Here is a 17,671-nt window from a genome sequence, read left to right as displayed (position 1 = left end):
TTGTGGCTACAAAAGCGGAACGATACGAGGGAATTGACGGTTTGAAGGCATATGCCATCATTGGCATTGCACTGATGCACGTCCTCGCAAATGGAGAATATGGGATAGGAGGATTTGTGTTTGAACGGCTAATACCATCATTCACAAACCTCGTTTTCCTTTTTATGATGGTCAGCGGTTTTGGCATGTGCTGTGGCTATTACCAGAAAATTATTGACCAGAAGATCAGCGTAGAGGATTTCTACAAGAAACGGTACATCAAAATCTGGCCGTACTTTGCATTGCTCTGTGGGTTAGACTTTGTGATTTCACCAAGCAAGGAATCCTTGTTTGAAGTTTTCGCAAACTTGACTTTATGTCAGGGACTTCTGCCAAATGCGAATATTACGGTCATTGGTGTGAGTTGGACACTGGCGGTTATTTTTGTGTTCTACATGCTGTTCCCGTTTTTCTGCTTCCTGATTGGAAATAAGAAGAGGGCGTGGGGCGTAGCAGTTGCGGCACTGATGTTTAACTGGCTGTGTTCTTCCTATTTCAGCGCAGGAAGAGGCAATATTGTTTATGATGCGATTTACTTTATCGCTGGTGGATTGATCTTCCTCTATCGGAAAGAGCTGGCTGAGTTCGCATCGAAGCACAAGGTTATCGCCGGAGCGATTCTGCTGATTGCCACGGTTGTCTATTTTGCCGTAGGTGGCTATACGCTCATGATGTTGCTTTTCTGTGTGGCAGCATTGATTTATACCATTGGCTGCAATCGGAGGGGGGTATTGGTCAATCCAATTGTCAAGTTCCTCGGCGGTATCAGCTTCGAGATTTACCTGTGCCACATGGTAATTTATCGTGTGTTTGAAAAGTTACACCTTGTTCATCTATTTGGAAACGGTCTGCTGGCATATATCTTTACAGCTGTTGCAGTTATCTGCGGTTCGGTTGTGTTCTCGGTATGTGCCAAGTGGTTCTTAAATAAAATCGAAACATTCTTAAAAGAAAGAGTTAGGAGAGTTAATCATGTCTGAAGAAAAGAAGTTAAATGGTACGGTCATCGTCACTTATCGTTGCAATGCTCGTTGCTCTATGTGCAACCGTTATAAGGCACCTTCCAAGCCGGAAGAGGAAATCAGCATCGAGACCATCAAGAAGCTACCGAAGATGTACTTCACAAACATCACCGGCGGCGAGCCGTTCATCCGTACTGACCTGAAAGATATCGTGCGTGAACTGTACAAGAAGTCTGACCGTATCGTTATTTCCACGAACGGTTTCTTCACAGATCGTATCGTTGATTTGTGTAAGGAGTTCCCTCAGATCGGTATTCGTATCTCTATCGAGGGTCTGGAGCAGACCAATAATGAGATTCGTGGCCTGCAGAACGGCTACCAGCGTGGTTACGGCACACTGAAGAAGCTGCGTGAAATGGGCATGAAGGACGTTGGCTTCGGTATGACCGTTCAGGACAAGAACGCTCCTGACCTGGTTCCGCTGTACAAGATCTCTGACGAGATGGGCATGGAGTTTGCAACTGCTTCTCTGCATAACAGCTTCTACTTCGTTGAGGCGAAGAACATCATCCACGATCGTCCGATGGTTGCAAAGAACTTCGAGAATTTGGTCAATGAACTACTCCGCAGCAATAGCCCGAAGAAGTGGTTCCGTGCTTACTTCAACCACGGCCTGATCAACTACATCTACGGCCAGAAGCGTCTGCTGCCTTGCGACATGAGCTTTGATACCTTCTTCATTGATCCGTATGGCGATGTTATGCCTTGCAACGGCACCAAGGATAAAGAGGTCATGGGTAACTTGAACAATCAGACCTGGGATGAGCTGTGGAACAGCCCTGAAGCAGAGAAGGTTCGTGCGAAGGTTCGTTGCTGTGACCGCGATTGCTGGATGATCGGTTCTGTTTCCCCGGCTATGCACAAGTACATCTGGAAGCCTGCTACCTGGGTTCTGGTTCATAAGTTCAAGGCTCTGTTCACAAAGCATCCGTACAGCATGTATGAGCTGAAAATCTGCCGTGACTACCGTGATGGAAAAGTTACCAAAGAGGAACTGGATAAGTGCAGTACCTGCGATATGAACTGCGTGATCAACAACGGTCTGAGTGAAGCATCCAAGGAGCAGCTGAAGCATAAGACTGGCGAGGAAATCGTGGATGCTGATATTGCACAGCAGATGGAGACGAAGTGATGAATATCCTGTATATAGCTTATTCATGTAACCCTTTTGCTGGAAGTGAAGATAAAATCGGTTGGTGCGTTCCTTATGAAAGTTCAAAAACAAATAAAGTTTATGTAATTACAAAAGAAGAACAACGTGAACCAGTCGAAAAATATTTGCAGAGTCACCCACTTGAAAATATAAAGTTTTATTATGTTGACATCCCTAATTTTTACAAAAAAATCTTCAAGGGATTTATGTATTCTGGAAGACTTAATGTGTGGAATAGACGGGTACTTCCTCTCGCAAAAAAAATCTGTGCGGATCAAAAAATTGACGTTATTCATCAGATTACGCCAATTGAATTCCGTGCAATTGGAGACTATGGAAAGATAGCAAATATCAAATTCGTCTGCGGACCACTTGGCGGAGGAGAGTCTTTGCCTAATGGATTAAAAGATTACGCAAAGGGGCATGAAATCATTGAAGTCGTTCGCTCAGGGATAAATCGCTGGTATCGTTTTAAACTGAGAATCACTGGCAAACTAAATCGCTGCGACTATATTATGTTTGCAAATAAAGAGACTCAAGAATTCCTCGTAGAGGGGGCAGAACTAAACTGTCCGTATGAATTAGTCTTTGATAACGGATTAAGACCGGACGAATTGGTGAACTGGACAGAAAAGGAAAAAGTGAATGAAGAATTACAATGTAAGTGATGAGCCAGTGACTGAGGTTGCGGTAGATATAAATGATATTAAAGATAATTGCAATGAAAAGGGCAGAAATGAAGAATGCGTCTTTCTGGTTGCTGGAAGAATGATATATCGAAAGGGCTTGGATTTTCTTTTTGATGCATTGATGAGAATTCCGCAGGAGACTAGATATCAGGTTAGAGTTGTAGGCGATGGCCCGGAACTTGAGCATCTACGTAAACGCGGTAAGGAAGACCTGAACTTGTCTGAGCATGTGCACTGCATGGGTTCTATTCCCTATATGGAAATGGAAAAGGAATATGCAGGTGCGGATGTATTTATTATGCCGAGCATTCGAGAGACGACAGGCACGGTCTTACTGGAGGCAATGTCAAAAGGTATTCCGGTTATCACCATTAATAAGTTTGGCGGAGCAACTCTTTTTGATGAAAACACCGGTTGGCTTTATGGAGGAAACTCGAAAGAGGAATACATTGAGAATTTAAAAAAGGCAATTCTTGAATGTATTGCTTATCCTGATGAAGTAACAAGGCGTGGAAAAAACGCACGAAAGAAAGCAGAAAAGTATACCTGGCAGAAAAAAAACGAGAAGTATCAGGCAATATATGAGGAACTGCTGAAAGAGTAAGATGTGCAGCATAGAGGAGAGGTTAAAATGGTTGGAGTATGCATAAAATATATGCATGAAAATTACGGAGGCATATTGCAAGCATATGCAACTGTTAGTTATTTGGAAAATCAGAATATTGAGTATGAGCTGGTTCGATATACTAGAAAGAAGACTATGACAGAAGCACTGAAAGACGTGCCGCGTCTTTTTAATGCAGTTTGGTTTAATAGCAGGTATGAGGGAATTCAGAGAAAGCTTAGTCTGAAAAAGCATCCTGAGTATGCAAAAAACAATGAAGTTCGTATGAAAGCATTTGCGAGTTTCAAAAAATGGGCTTTTAAGGATTTCTCCGATGAGTATATCGGCTATGCGGCATTATGCGAGGGTGGAAAGAAATATTCGGCGGTTATAACAGGAAGCGATCAGCTTTGGAGTCCGGCAGGATTGCCGACGAATTATTACAATTTGATGTTTGTTCCGGATGACACGCTAAAAATTTCAATTGCTTCTAGTTTTGGAGTAAAGGAAATTCCGTGGTATCAAAGGAAAAGAACGGTACAGTATTTGAACCGCATCGAATACATTAGTATGCGTGAAAATCGAGGAAGTGAGATTGTCAAGGAACTGACTGGTCGAGATGTTCCTACGATTTTAGATCCTGTTTTCTTTTTGAGTAAAAAAGAATGGCTGGAGAGAATTCCTAATAAGAGAGAAATCAATGAGCCATATATTTTTGCATACTTCCTTGGTGCCACACAGGAATATCGCAATGCAGTAAAGAAATTAGCTCATGACAAGGGCATGAAAGTCGTTGCGTTACGACACATGGATCAGTATGTAGAAGAAGATGAAAACTTTGGAGACTTTGCTCCGTATGATGTGAGTCCAGAAAGATTTCTAAATCTTCTGCGAAATGCAGAGTATGTCTGCACGGATTCTTTCCACGGAACAGCATTTTCTATTCTTAATGAAAAGCAGTTTGTGGTATTTAACAGATATGCTGAAAATTCCAGCTTTTCAAAAAATTCTCGTATTGATACCCTGTGTGTGAATTTTGGTCTAGAAAGTCGGCGCTATAAAAATGGAATGGACTTATCAGACGTTGTAAAAGATGATATTGACTATAAAGCTGTAGGGGAAAAGTATAAAAACCTTAAGATGGTAACAGATCAATATTTAAAGACTGTATTGAAAGAAATTAGAAAGCGTGTGTAATCGTGCCGAAATAGGAATATGAAATAATGCATGAGATTGTCGCCGCGAAAGGATAAATATTATATGAATAATGAAGTAGTTAGAGTATTGGTGACATCTCCGCTTGGTGTTGGAGGTGTAACTAATATGATGATTCATATCCAGGAACACCTGGACAGATCTAAAATAAATTTTGACTATCTTGTTTTTCATGATAGGCACGAACCTATGGAAGACAAAGTTCTTTCATTGGGAAGTAAAAAGTATGTTGCCTCAGCGGATAATGTGAAATTTAGACCTTTTAGAAGAATTTGGAGAATTAATGAAATTCGGAAAGTCTGCAAGAGAAATCATATTAAAATCCTACATTATAATGCGGATTGTGCAGCAGATATGACAAATATTATTGGCGCAAAATTGGGTGGGGTTCAATATATTACAATACATAGTCACAATGCTGGCTTTGGAGCAGCAGGTAATGGAATTCGATTTATGAGCAAAATCTTAAAGCCATTAATTCCACTCTTTTGCGATAACTTTTATGGCTGTTCAGAACTAGCTGCAAGATTTCTATTTCCGAGGTCGATTATTGAATCTGGTAGGTATTCAGTACTTCCGAATGGAATTGATTTGGAGAAATATGATTATAATGAAGCTATTCGTCGAGAAATACGAAAAAAGCTGAATCTGGAAGGTAAGTATGTTGTAGGACACGCTGGACGGTTTTCTGATCAAAAAAATCACAGCTTTTTGCTGGACATCTTTCAAGCAGTACACCGAAAAAATCCAAATACTGTGTTACTTTTATTTGGCGTTGGTGAACTACAAGAAGCGATGAAAAATAAGGCTAGGACATTAGGAATTGAAGACGCTGTAATTTTTTATGGAGCTTCAAATGAAATGAATAAAATGTGGCAGGCAATGGATGTTTTTGTAATGCCATCTTTACATGAAGGTCTTCCGGTCACGGGGGTTGAGGCACAGGCGAGCGGATTGCCATGTGTTTTCTCAGATGCAATAACAAAAGAAGTAGGCTTAACTTCAAATACAGAATTCCTTTCTCTTCAAGAAAAACCTGATGTGTGGGCGGAACATGTTTTGAAGTATATGAATGTGCAAAGGAAAAGTGAAAGAAAAATATTGGAGCAGGCAGGTTATGATATTCAGCAGACAGCAGATACACTTGCACAACTGTATTTGAATGTTGCTGAAAAACTATAAAGGATGGAAGGAGAAAGTGCTTAATGATTGTAGTGAAGAATAAAGCAGATTGCTGTGGATGTACGGCATGCTATAGTGTATGCCCGAAAAAAGCTATAAGTATGCAGCAGGATCAAGAGGGCTTTTTATATCCATTCGTGGAAATTTCAAAGTGTATAGATTGCAAATTGTGCGATTCTGCTTGTCCTATTGAAAATAAAATCGAGTCTAAAATGTTTGATAGAAAAGCATACGTACTCAGAGCAAAGGACGTAGAAATTGTTTCTACAAGTACCTCTGGAGGATTTGTAACACCGTTAGGCGAATGGATCCTAAATCAGGGAGGTGTTATTTGTGGCGCAACTTATAATGAAGAATATAAGGTAATTCATAAAATTTCCGGGGGGCAGAAGAATTTCGAGGTTCAAAATACGTGCAGAGCGATTTAGGCGATTGCTTTTCTGAAATAAAAAAACACTTGATGCAAGAAACGAAAGTGTGCTTTATTGGAACGCCGTGTCAGGTGTATGGATTAAAATCATATCTGAGAAAAGAATACGATAATCTGGTAACCGTAGATTTGGTTTGCCATGGTACACCGTCGCCGAAACTTTGGAAAAAATATTTAGACGAACAAAAAGACAAATATCATTCAGAAATAGATGATATTGTTTTCAGAAATAAAACATATGGATATCACAGTGGCACCATGCGTATAAGATTCAAAAATCAGTTTGTTTATTATGGAAGCGCCCGTGTGGATCCAATGCTTAAGAGTTTCTTTGCTGAAATTTCGTCAAGACCAAGTTGCTATCAATGTCACTTTAAATCAGTGGAACGATGTAGTGATTTCACTATTTATGATTGCTGGCATGCAAATAACTTAGTGGAAGGTCTTGTTGATGATGATAAAGGCTTTACTAATCTGATCGTGCAGTCTTCAAAGGGAGAAAGGATTCTGGATAGAATTGCAGACAGGTATGAGCTTTATGCAACAAATTTGGAAAAGGCTATAGAATTGGATGGCACGATGATTTGCCATTCAGCAGAGCCTCATCCAAGACGAGATGAATACTATCTGAATTTGGATAAAGAAACCCTAAGAGCACATATACAAAAGTTTGTACCAATCAGAATAAGGGATTATTTAATAGAGAAATCTAAAGGAATCTTTTATCGGATGGGTGTGTATAAGTTTCTGAAGAACAAGAAATGAGAATCTGTTATTGCTTCTGAATGATTTGGATTCAGGAGGATATATGATTCAAATAAAGAGCAAATTGGATTGTTGTGGCTGCACTGCCTGTGCAAGTTCTTGTCCTAAAAGTGCAATTACGATGGTTCCTGACGAAGAAGGTTTTCTGTATCCTAAAATTGATATGAGACGTTGTATTGAATGTGGAGCATGCGAAAGAGCATGCCCGATTCTTAATAAAAAAACGGTAATATCTGAAAAAACAGAAGGCTATATTATTAGAATTAAAGATAACAAAATTCTCTATGAGAGTACCTCTGGTGGTGCATTCACAGCTCTAGCTGATTATATCCTTGAGCAGAATGGTATAGTTTATGGAGCTGGATACGACAATAACATGAGAGTAGTGTGTAAAAGGGCTACTACAAAGCAACAGTTGCAGGAGATGCGAGGCTCTAAATTTGTTCAAAGTGATCTTGGAAACATTTTTCAAGATATTAAAAAAGAATTAAAAGAAGGCACGACTATTTTGTTTTCTGGGACACCTTGTCAAGTGGCAGGGCTGCTAAGCTTTTTAAGGAAAAAACCAGATAACCTTTTATGTGTGGATTTTGTTTGCCGAGGTGTACCATCGCCTGGCTTGTGGGATAACTATGTGAAGTATATGGAAAACAAATACAGCTCGAAAATAGTTGGAGCCCGTTTTAAACATAAAACATATGGGTATCACACGAGCACGATGAAAATAGATTTTGCAAATGGAAAAACCTACTATGGGTCTGGTAGAGTCGATCCATACATGAAGGCGTTTGTAAGAGAAATCTCATCAAGACCATCTTGCGCAGCATGTGCTTTTAAAGGAATAGAAAGACCAAGCGATATCACTGTCTTTGATTGTTATGAATATTCAAAAATCACCGGAAGAAAAGATGATAATAGAGGGTATTCATCAATATTTGTGCATACTGAAAAAGGTGGAAAGATTTTAGAGGCCATAAAATCACATATTGAAATACAAGAAGAAGATGTAAATAGTCTTGTGACGGAAAATGGTGTTATGGTTTGCAATAGTGCAAAACCACATCCTAGGCGGGCTGAATTTTACCAGCTGGCTGAACATTATCCAATTGATAAGGCTTTGAATAAAATTGATCCAATTACATTAAAGGATAAAATAATTGAAAAATCTAAAAGATTTCTATTCAAAACAGGCCTAATAACTGTTGCACGCCATTTAAATAAAGGAAAAAAAGTTGAGGTTGTTGAGAATAAGTAATTGGATTGCTTCGATTTATTCACACACATATTTGAAGATGGAGAGTGTAAGATTTTTGAATAGAATGATTCTATGGGAGGACACCAATGCCACATATTAGTGTTATTATCCCTGTCTATAACGCAGGAAATTATATAGTTGATACTTTAAATTCAGTTTTGCAACAAACATTGAAAGATATAGAAGTTATTGTCGTAAATGACGGATCTAATGATCAATCTCTTGCTGAATGCTATAGATTACAAGAGATTGATAAGCGCATTATCATAATAAATCAAGATAATCAAGGCGTATCAAAAGCTCGTAATGTAGGAAAGCAAAATGCAACAGGTGACTATATTATTTTTATAGATGCTGACGATGAACTTGATTGCAGAATGCTTGAGATTTTATATACTCAAGCAAGGAAAACTGATTCAGATATATCTGTGTGTGGAGTTGATAGGATTTTTGAAAAAAAGCAAGAGGAGAAGCAAAAGTATCATTGCAATTATGAGGAAATTACTGTTGATCAGGCGATAGAATGGCTGTTGTTGGGCCAAAAAATTGAGTCGGGCGCATGGAATAAGTTGTTTAAAGCTTCTACGATCGAGGATGTTCATTTTGAAGAAGGTAAGAAGATAAATGAAGATAAATATTTTGTATTTAGATCTCTGCTGAAAAGTAAAAAAATAGTCTATTGTGCTGAAAAATTGTATTATTATTATTGCAGGGAAAATTCGGTGACTAATCAATCCTTCTCTGAAAGATGGTTCGATTCACTGTACTTTGCGGATAGAATATATGAAGAACTTAAAGGCCGTAATAATTTGGAAGTCTTTGCAAGATATCAATTATTGATTGCATACTACACTGTTCTACGTAGGATGTATCCTTTCAGAGATCAATACAAAAAGGAGTATCAGCTAGTTATTGATAAAATTAAATCTACTAGTTTTAAATCAGTGCTTTCATATATGGACAAAAAACAAGTGTTTGGTGTTTTATCTATAAAATATTGCATTCTTTTGTATAAATTTATGAGGTGTGTTTCAAAATGATTATCTTGAAAAAACGTGCTGCAGAGAGAATGTATTTTGTATGAAAAATCTATTTGCTAGATGGAGGGATATAGATGCAATTAAAAGTTAAGAAACATGAACTACGACTTTTACTCCAATGTATACCAATTTTGACTTTTGCTACGCTAGCGTCTCTTGGTTCGCTTTTGCCAAGCGTAGTTCCGTTCAGTGCTGCAGTTATTTTGGCGGGACAAGTTGTTTTTATATTTGGCACTAAAGGTATAAAAAAAAATATTGGATTATTGTGGATACCATTAATGATATTCTTTTATGTACGAAATAATCCCAATATTAAATTCTATAGTCTAACGTATATCCAGGTTTTATTGCTTTTTGTCTGCTGTATATTATTTTCAGCATCGGGAGGTTTCAATGATCGGTGTTGGATGATAAAAATGGTAAGCTCTTGGCGATATCTTTACTTTATTTATATTGCATTTACCATTTATATGTTTTTAGATAGTTCAGCGATAAATTTTGTATGTAATTTGTTCCCGGATGCTGCGAGTACAATTCTTAATCAGTATCATAATGCGGGAATCCCAGGGTTAACAAAGCACTATTCAACAAATGGAATGCTTCTTGCTGTTGGGACGATGATATTTGGAAGCTATGCATTGACTGAAAAAAGACGTTCTGACTATTTATTGTTTTTGATATCGGTTGCTGCATTGCTTTTATCAGGAAAAAGAGCACATACTGTTTTTGGACTTACTGCGTTGTACCTCTGCTATTTTGCATATAATTCAAATGCTAAAAAAAGTCGACTCGTAAAATGCATAGGCGTTTTATTGGGAGCATTAACTGTATTTGCTGTAGCAAGTTATTGCGTGCCGGCACTTGCAACTGTTGTTTTTCGTTTTATTGATACTGCAGAGACTGGGGATATGTCAGTAGGTAGAGTTGATGTATGGTTAAAGGCGTTTTCTATGTTCGGCAAGCATAGTCTTGTTGGTATAGGTTGGGGACAGTATGTTAACCAAGGTGGCTGGTTCTGGAATATTCATAACATATATATTCAGTTACTTGTTGAAACCGGTATAATAGGATTTATAATCTATTGTGGATGGTTTCTGTTTCATCTAGTAAGGACATGGTCGACGTATTCAAAAATGCGTGTAAATCCACAAGATTATATGAATAAAGATTATTGCTTGATGAATTTTTCGTTGGCAATGCAAATATTTTTTTTATTATATGGCTTCACAGGAAATCCTTTGTATGATCGTGAAATGTTTGTGCCGTATTTTATTGCATGCGCAATAAGTGTTAATTATGCTAATAATGATGATGGGAGTGAATTAGAGTAAATTATGAAAATAGGAATAGTAACTCCGTATGATTCGGCGAACTGCGGTGCTTATTTGCAAGCATATGCTAATAAATGTTTTTTAGAAAAGAATAACCATAATGTGTGTTTTATACAGTGGAGAAATGAAAAGCAGCGAAAAAAGGAATTTTTTTCTAAACCCAAGACCATAAAGGAATTGATTAGGTGTATTCAACGATATCCCTTTTTATGTGCACGTTATAAGCGCATGACTCAGGCATTAAAGGAATTTGATATTCAGAAAAATACTGATGATTTAGATTGTATAGTAGTAGGTAGTGATGAAATTTGGAACATAAAGGTTTCACAATTTCAAAATCCGATTTTTTATGGTGGTGTGGAGCAAAAAAGCTGTATAGCATATGCACCTAGTGCAGGACAGGCAGCACTCAAGGATTATAATGATTTTCCATGGGTTAGAGAGTGCTTGGAAAAAATGACGTATGTGGGTGTAAGAGATGAAAATACTAGGAATATTGTTGGAAAACTTGTTGCAAAGCAAGTAGAAATTGTTTGTGATCCTACGATGTTACTGCCTATTAATGAATTTGATTTTCCGCACGAACGTAAGATTAAAGATAAATATATGATTGTTTATTCATATAGCGTTCCTAAAGAACATCAGGCATATATAAAAAGATATGCAAGAAAGAATAATTTAAAACTTGTATCGATATGTTTGTATCAGTCCTGGTGTGATTTGAATATTAACTGTCACCCGATGGAGTTTAGTTCATATATTCGTTTTTCTGAGTGTGTTTATACAACGACATTCCATGGGACGATTTTCACATTGTTGAATCATAAGAAGTGCGCTATCTATAGTTGTTCAAAAAAATTGAAAGATTTACTTGAGTGGACACATAAAGAAGAGACAATGTTGTCATTGACAGCTACATATGATGAATTTGAGAGCCTGATTACCAAACAACATAGTTATGAATTATTCGAGACTATAATCGAAAGAAAAAGGCAGGAATCACAAAAGAGATATATAGACGCTCTTAAATCATGTGAAGTCTGAAACGGAAAGTGAGTCAGTAATCAACAATTCAAGGAATGAGTCGATAGGAATAGTATCCATGGGGGAGGACACCCGCTTGATAGCCACTATAGTTATAGGTAAAGGCAGTTAGGATTTCTGGAGACAATGATATTCTTGATGGATATGGAAGATATTTTTCCATAGAGAAATGGAGATACGCTAGGAATGGTTAAACGAACATCAATGAAGGTTAATTTCGAGTAGCCTTCTGTTGCCATTTTAGTATCTGACGCAGTGAAGTGCCTATAGCTTTGGCTCATTCACTGAGATATTGAGAACTGAAAAATTCTACACAGTCAAAAAATACTTAATTATATGAGGGATAATATTAATGAGTCGTAAAACAGAATTAGCAAAAAATACGGCTATACTTACAGTGGGAAAACTATGCACACAATGTATTAGTTTTTTCCTTCTTCCTTTATATACGGCAATTTTGTCAACGGAAGAGTATGGCACGTTTGATTTATTGGTCACATATTCAACATTATTACTTCCACTCGTAAACTGGCAGTTGGATCAGGGACTGTTCCGATTTATGCTTGATTATCGTGGAAACAAAGAAGAACAAGGAAAACTCTTTTCTACGCTGTTACTATCTAGTACAATACAAAGTATTATTTACATTATTCTTTTTGTTTGTGTAGAACCTTTTTTGAAAATTCAAAATGCATATTTTTTGTTGCTGTATGTGGTGTTGCATGTCTACACGGCATTGTTTCTTCAATTTGTTAGAGGATTGGGAGATAGTGTTAAATATACAATTGCATCGTTTATATCCGCTTCGGCAACAACAGTTTTAAATGTCATTGCGCTGGCTATTTTGAAAATGGGGCTGCAAGGATTGTTCTTGTCCACTCTGATAGCTCAGTTTTTGACGTTGTTGTATTTGGTGTTTACATCCAGAGCGTGGGAGTATTTTTCTGTTAAGAGTATTCGGCCGACGGTATTCAAACGGGTTGGTGCTTATTCTATTCCTTTAATTCCCAATAATCTGGCTTGGTGGGTTGTAAATGCGTCGGATAGAACTATAATTGCACATTTTTTAGGAACCGCTGCCAATGGTATTTATTCTATAGCAAATAAGTTTCCTAATGTGTTTATCAATTTTTATAATATCTTGAATTTGTCCTGGACGGAGACAGTATCATTACATTTTGATGATGAGGATCGCGATGAATTTCTAACGGAAACAATGACATCTCTTTTTAAACTGTTTGCAGCTGCATGCTTTGGCATTGTTGCGTGTATGCCATTTGTATTCCCGATTTTGATTAATGAGAAGTATGTCGCTGGATATGATCAAATCTTGATTTTGATGTATGCAATGCTTTTTAGAGTGCTCGTCGGATTATATAGTTGCATATATGTAGCTCAGAAAAATGCAAAAAAGATTGCTTATACTTCTATTTCTGCAGCTATAATCAATATTACAGTGAATTTGATTTTAATAAATAAAATTAAGATTTTTGCAGCGTCAATATCTACACTGGTTGCATTCTTTTCAATGTTTATCATTCGCTATATTGATGTTAATAAGACTGTGCATATGCGAATTCGGAAGCCAATTATTATTGGAAGCATTCTAATTGGTACTATGCTGATAGGAACATACTATTGTGAAAATAAGATGATTCAGCTCATCGCACTTTGTATCACAGCAATCTATGCAGTGCTGACGAATGTTGATATGTTGAAATCTGGCATGAAATTAGTAAAAAGTCGCTTTGGAAAATAGGTTTTGGCTGTGATTAAAGAGAGTATTCCACATGATTTTATATTTTTCATTCGATTCTTATTACTGCTTTTTAGAGAGTAGTAGATAAGCTCGGAGGTTAATCGATTTATAGATATATTGCGACAAATGTGCTTTTTGTGCAACGATTATATTTCTTGTTGGTTTACACAAGGTCAAAACTGTAATTAAAAACAAATAATACGCAGGAGGAACAGCCTATGGTGGATTTGATAGATACAATAGTATATGCAGGAAGGTTAAAAGACAAATCTGCCTTGATGAGCAGTTCTTCTGGTGGCGCATTTACTGCACTTTCGGATGCTTTTCTGAAAAGCGGAGATGCTGTGGTGGCTGCAGTCTATAATTATGAGAATCATACTGTGGAATTCCAGATGATTCTGGATGAGAAGCAGCGTGAAAGAGCAAAAGGCTCAAAATATATGCAGAGCAAGCCCGGTGATATTTACCAGAAAGCGTATCATTGGTTAATGGATAATCCAAAGAAAGAATTGCTCTTTGTTGGCATGGGATGTCAATCAGATGGATTTCGGAAGTTCAGTGAAATAAAAGGAATTCGTGATAGGGTGTATATCGTAGACATTATCTGCCACGGCTCTCCAAGTCCGAAACTGTGGAGAGAATATGCAGAATCAATACAAAAGAAGGATGGAAGGATAACTTATCTTACCTTCAAAGACAAGCGCAATGGTTGGAAATCGCCTACAGCTTACGTGAAAGTCAACGGGTCAGAGAGACCGCTTAAAGATTATGTTAAGGTGTTTTATAATCGGTGTGCGTTACGGCCGTCTTGCTATGAATGCCCTTATGCGACCACAGAACGAAAAACAGATATGACCATTGGGGATTTCTGGCATATTGAAGAGACTATTCCAGATTTTTATGACCCTAATGGTAATTCTCTGTTCTTGATTCATACTGACCGGGGTGAAGAATTGTTTGAAAAGATTCGAGATAATTTGGATTATAGATTAAGCAATACAACACAATGTTGGCAGGCGAATCTTGAAGCGCCGACTCAAAAGTCTGAACAAAGAGATGCATTCTGGAACGATTATCAAAAGAAAGGAATTGATTTCGTGATGAAGAAATATGGAACAGTTCCAATGAAGACAAAAGTAAAGAATAAACTCATCAAAATTTTGAGGGGGGGGTACGAACTAAATAACCTCGATTATGCTGATTACTCCGAAAGGAGGGCGGCATAATGAATTGGAAGCAGCCTAAAGTATATGCAGTAAGACATAAGGATGAAGCAACAAGAGCAGCTTCCAGATCGGGTGGTATTTTTACAGCTCTTTCGGATCAGGTTTTATCCAACGGTGGTGTGGTCTATGGGTGTGTTTTGACGGATGAATTTGATGCCGTACATATTCGCGCTGATAATGCAGAAGAGCGTAATCGAATGCGAGGCTCAAAATACATCCAGAGCAAGTTGGGTGATACATTCAGAAATGTGAAAGAAGATCTTGATGTGAGGAGAGATGTACTTTTTTCTGGAACTTCCTGTCAGGTATCTGGACTGAAAAAATACCTTGGAAAAGAGTATGATAACCTATTCTGTGTGGACATTGTCTGTCACGGTGTGCCAAGTAAAAAAGTATGGAACGCATATCTGCGTTGGCAAGAGCAGAAAAATCACTCTGAAGTTGCAATGGTGGATTTCCGAAATAAGAAGGATTTTGGTTGGCATGACCATGTGGAAACACTTTGTTTTGAAAATGGCAGGTCTACGAGCAGCCGGGTGTTCAAAGAACTTTTTTATGGGCATACGGTGTTGCGGCCCAGTTGCTACGAATGCCCTTATAAGTCTGTGATGCATCCGGGTGATATTACAATTGCAGACTACTGGGGTATCGAAAAAGCAGCTCCTGAGTTTGATGATAACAAGGGCGTTTCATTGGTGCTGATAAACAATGAAGCTGGTGAAAGGGCTTTTGAAAAAGTAAAAGAGAGGTTGATCTGGAAGCAGACAAAGTTGGAAGACAGTTTACAGCCGCCTCTTAAAGCCCCATTTTCAAAGCCCCACAATAGAGAACAGTTTTGGCACGATTTCCAAAATCGGTCGTTTGAGTATGTTGCCAAGAAATATGGGGGCATTGGATTAAAGAATGATGCAAAATCACTATTGAGAAAAATAAAGAGAAAAATCAAAAAGTTGGTGAGTAAAGGTGGAAAGAAAAATACCAGTATTATATAAAAGAAAAGAAGATTGCTGTGGGTGTACGGCCTGTTATGCCATTTGTCCGAAAGAAGCCATTTCTATGGTAGAGGACGAAGAGGGCTTTGAGTATCCACAAATTGATGAAAGTAAATGCGTGCGGTGCTACCAATGTATTAAAGTATGTCCTATAAAAGCAGCACGAGTACAGTAAAGGAGAAAGAATATGAACACAACATTACTTATCATGGCCGCCGGTATCGGTAGCCGTTTCGGAACAGGAATCAAACAGTTAGAGCCGGTGGATGATGCTGGACATATTATCATGGACTATTCGATTCATGATGCAATCGAGGCTGGCTTCAACCATGTAGTATTTATCATCCGCAAGGATATTGAGAGGGAGTTCAAAGAGGTCATCGGTGATCGCATTGCCTCCATTTGCTCTTCTCATAATGTAACTGTGGACTATGCTTTCCAGGATATTAACGATATCCCGGGAACTCTGCCGGAAGGTCGCACGAAGCCGTGGGGAACCGGTCAGGCCGTGCTTGCTGCTAAAAATGTGATTGATACTCCATTCATTGTGATCAATGCAGACGATTACTATGGCAAGGAAGGTTTCAAAGCCGTACATGAGTATCTGGTGAATGGTGGCAATTCCTGCATGGCAGGCTTTGTTCTGAAGAATACTCTGTCCGATAACGGTGGTGTGACTCGTGGTATCTGCAAGATGGATGAGCAGAACAATCTGACGGAAGTTGTGGAGACCAAGAACATTGTAAAGACCGCAACTGGAGCGGAAGCAGACGGCGTGGCTGTGGATGTAAATTCTCTGGTTTCCATGAACATGTGGGGATTGACTCCGGAGTTCCTGGATGTACTGGAGGAAGGCTTCAAAGAGTTCTTTGAGAAAGAAGTTCCGGGCAATCCGCTGAAAGCAGAGTATCTGATCCCTATCTTCATCGGCGAACTGCTGGAGCAGGGAAAGATGTCCGTAAAAGTTCTGAAGACCAACGACACCTGGTATGGTATGACCTACCATGAGGATGTTGCAGCTGTAAAGGACAGCTTCAAGAAGATGTTGGAGAACGGCGTGTATAAGGCCGACCTGTTCAGTGATCTGTAAACGACGATGAAAGAAACGATTGATTTACTCGGAAAGATCATCACAAACATCCTGACTGCTCTCTATGAGCCATTTGGATTTTCACTCCTGCTTTCCTTCCTAGCTATGTTTTTCTATCTTTATGCTTATGAACCTACCGAAGCCGGCAAAGGATGGAAGAGCGCAATAGTGACTTGGTATCAGAAATTTAAAGAGAGCGTGTTCTTTCGGAAGATGTTCTTACTGGTTTTCGTGACATCGATGATCTTGTTCCGAACGCTGCTGAATCGGAACCTGTGGCTAAATCCTTTGTCAAATGTCATGGGTGGCTGGGGCATCTGGGAGACCGTGAACGGTGAGCAGAAACTTACAACTGAGTGCATTGAGAACGTGATCATGATGGTGCCGTTCACCAGCATGGTTATATGGACATTTCAAGAGAAAGTGGGCAGTAGCTGGAAGAAGATACTGTGGTATAGCGGAAAGATAGCGTTCATTTTTTCGATAAGCATTGAGGTGCTACAGCTGTTTTTAAGGATCGGTACATTCCAACTGTCTGATTTGTTCTATAACACAGTCGGTGGAATGATTGGCGGTTTAATGTACTACGGAATTACGAAGGAAAAAAAGCGTCTGTAAAAGAATAGAATTATGTGGAATATTGGGAGCGTTGGCTCCCGATGCTGCTCGGATAATCACACACCTCTTCGTGGTGAGCAGCAGGCAACGATCTGTGATCGGCAGAGATGTGATAACGAATAAATGTAGAAAAACAAATAGGTGCTATCATTATGGACGATATTATATATTTCATTTATTATCCCACAGTGATATAATTAAACCATCATAACAGGAA

Annotated in this window: 18 protein-coding genes; all 18 read left to right on the top strand. The window is 38.5% G+C overall.

The features are described 5' to 3' along the window. Positions 1-2: 2 nt before the first annotated feature. A complete protein-coding gene (locus MTP41_RS03240) occupies positions 3-1,019 on the top strand; it encodes an acyltransferase family protein (RefSeq protein ID WP_249236193.1) in 1,017 nt (338 codons plus the stop codon). Then, entirely contained in the window at positions 1,012-2,193 is a 1,182-nt protein-coding gene (locus MTP41_RS03235; RefSeq protein WP_055260470.1) for a radical SAM protein, read from the top strand. The genes MTP41_RS03240 and MTP41_RS03235 overlap by 8 nt, the downstream gene beginning before the upstream one ends. Beyond that, a complete protein-coding gene (locus MTP41_RS03230) occupies positions 2,193-2,882 on the top strand; it encodes a hypothetical protein (protein WP_249236192.1) in 690 nt (229 codons plus the stop codon). Before MTP41_RS03235 ends, MTP41_RS03230 begins: the two co-directional genes overlap by 1 nt. After that, positions 2,860-3,507, top strand: coding sequence for a glycosyltransferase family 4 protein (locus MTP41_RS03225; RefSeq protein ID WP_249236191.1), 648 nt, complete (start codon positions 2,860-2,862; stop codon positions 3,505-3,507). Before MTP41_RS03230 ends, MTP41_RS03225 begins: the two co-directional genes overlap by 23 nt. Before the next feature lie 27 nt (positions 3,508-3,534). Further along, complete coding sequence (locus MTP41_RS03220; protein WP_249236190.1) at positions 3,535-4,704, top strand: polysaccharide pyruvyl transferase family protein; 1,170 nt, start codon at positions 3,535-3,537, stop codon at positions 4,702-4,704. 63 nt (positions 4,705-4,767) lie between these two features. Beyond that, positions 4,768-5,904 (top strand): glycosyltransferase, encoded by a 1,137-nt coding sequence (locus MTP41_RS03215; protein ID WP_249236189.1) that lies wholly within the window; start codon positions 4,768-4,770, stop codon positions 5,902-5,904. 23 nt (positions 5,905-5,927) lie between these two features. Next, on the top strand, positions 5,928-6,332 hold the full coding sequence (locus tag MTP41_RS03210) for a 4Fe-4S dicluster domain-containing protein (protein WP_249236188.1): 405 nt from the start codon (positions 5,928-5,930) through the stop codon (positions 6,330-6,332). Next, complete coding sequence (locus MTP41_RS03205; RefSeq protein WP_055260476.1) at positions 6,317-7,099, top strand: Coenzyme F420 hydrogenase/dehydrogenase, beta subunit C-terminal domain; 783 nt, start codon at positions 6,317-6,319, stop codon at positions 7,097-7,099. The genes MTP41_RS03210 and MTP41_RS03205 overlap by 16 nt, the downstream gene beginning before the upstream one ends. Positions 7,100-7,142: 43 nt before the next feature. Continuing rightward, positions 7,143-8,354, top strand: a complete 1,212-nt coding sequence (locus MTP41_RS03200) for a Coenzyme F420 hydrogenase/dehydrogenase, beta subunit C-terminal domain (RefSeq protein ID WP_249236187.1) — start codon at positions 7,143-7,145, stop codon at positions 8,352-8,354. Between the two features lie 86 nt (positions 8,355-8,440). Beyond that, a complete protein-coding gene (locus tag MTP41_RS03195) occupies positions 8,441-9,394 on the top strand; it encodes a glycosyltransferase family 2 protein (protein WP_249236186.1) in 954 nt (317 codons plus the stop codon). A 74-nt stretch (positions 9,395-9,468) separates the two neighbouring features. Further along, positions 9,469-10,725 carry an O-antigen ligase family protein gene (locus MTP41_RS03190; RefSeq protein ID WP_249236185.1) on the top strand — a complete coding sequence of 419 codons (1,257 nt, stop codon included), beginning with the start codon at positions 9,469-9,471 and terminating at the stop codon, positions 10,723-10,725. Between the two features lie 3 nt (positions 10,726-10,728). Next, positions 10,729-11,769: a polysaccharide pyruvyl transferase family protein gene (locus MTP41_RS03185; protein ID WP_249236184.1), complete on the top strand. Its 1,041-nt coding sequence runs from the start codon at positions 10,729-10,731 to the stop codon at positions 11,767-11,769. Positions 11,770-12,121: 352 nt separating this feature from the next. After that, positions 12,122-13,528: a lipopolysaccharide biosynthesis protein gene (locus MTP41_RS03180; RefSeq protein WP_249236183.1), complete on the top strand. Its 1,407-nt coding sequence runs from the start codon at positions 12,122-12,124 to the stop codon at positions 13,526-13,528. A 218-nt stretch (positions 13,529-13,746) separates the two neighbouring features. Next, positions 13,747-14,754 (top strand): Coenzyme F420 hydrogenase/dehydrogenase, beta subunit C-terminal domain, encoded by a 1,008-nt coding sequence (locus tag MTP41_RS03175; protein WP_249236182.1) that lies wholly within the window; start codon positions 13,747-13,749, stop codon positions 14,752-14,754. Next, entirely contained in the window at positions 14,754-15,746 is a 993-nt protein-coding gene (locus tag MTP41_RS03170; protein ID WP_249236181.1) for a Coenzyme F420 hydrogenase/dehydrogenase, beta subunit C-terminal domain, read from the top strand. The genes MTP41_RS03175 and MTP41_RS03170 overlap by 1 nt, the downstream gene beginning before the upstream one ends. A gap of 64 nt (positions 15,747-15,810) precedes the next feature. Further along, positions 15,811-15,921: a 4Fe-4S binding protein gene (locus MTP41_RS15625; RefSeq protein ID WP_330220996.1), complete on the top strand. Its 111-nt coding sequence runs from the start codon at positions 15,811-15,813 to the stop codon at positions 15,919-15,921. A gap of 12 nt (positions 15,922-15,933) precedes the next feature. Continuing rightward, on the top strand, positions 15,934-16,836 hold the full coding sequence (locus MTP41_RS03160) for a sugar phosphate nucleotidyltransferase (RefSeq protein WP_249236179.1): 903 nt from the start codon (positions 15,934-15,936) through the stop codon (positions 16,834-16,836). Between the two features lie 6 nt (positions 16,837-16,842). Then, positions 16,843-17,454, top strand: coding sequence for a VanZ family protein (locus MTP41_RS03155; protein ID WP_249236178.1), 612 nt, complete (start codon positions 16,843-16,845; stop codon positions 17,452-17,454). Positions 17,455-17,671 lie beyond the last annotated feature (217 nt).

Source organism: Faecalibacterium sp. I4-3-84 (assembly GCF_023347255.1).
Lineage (GTDB): Bacteria > Bacillota > Clostridia > Oscillospirales > Ruminococcaceae > Faecalibacterium > Faecalibacterium taiwanense.
This window is presented reverse-complemented; position numbering and strand designations above follow the sequence as displayed.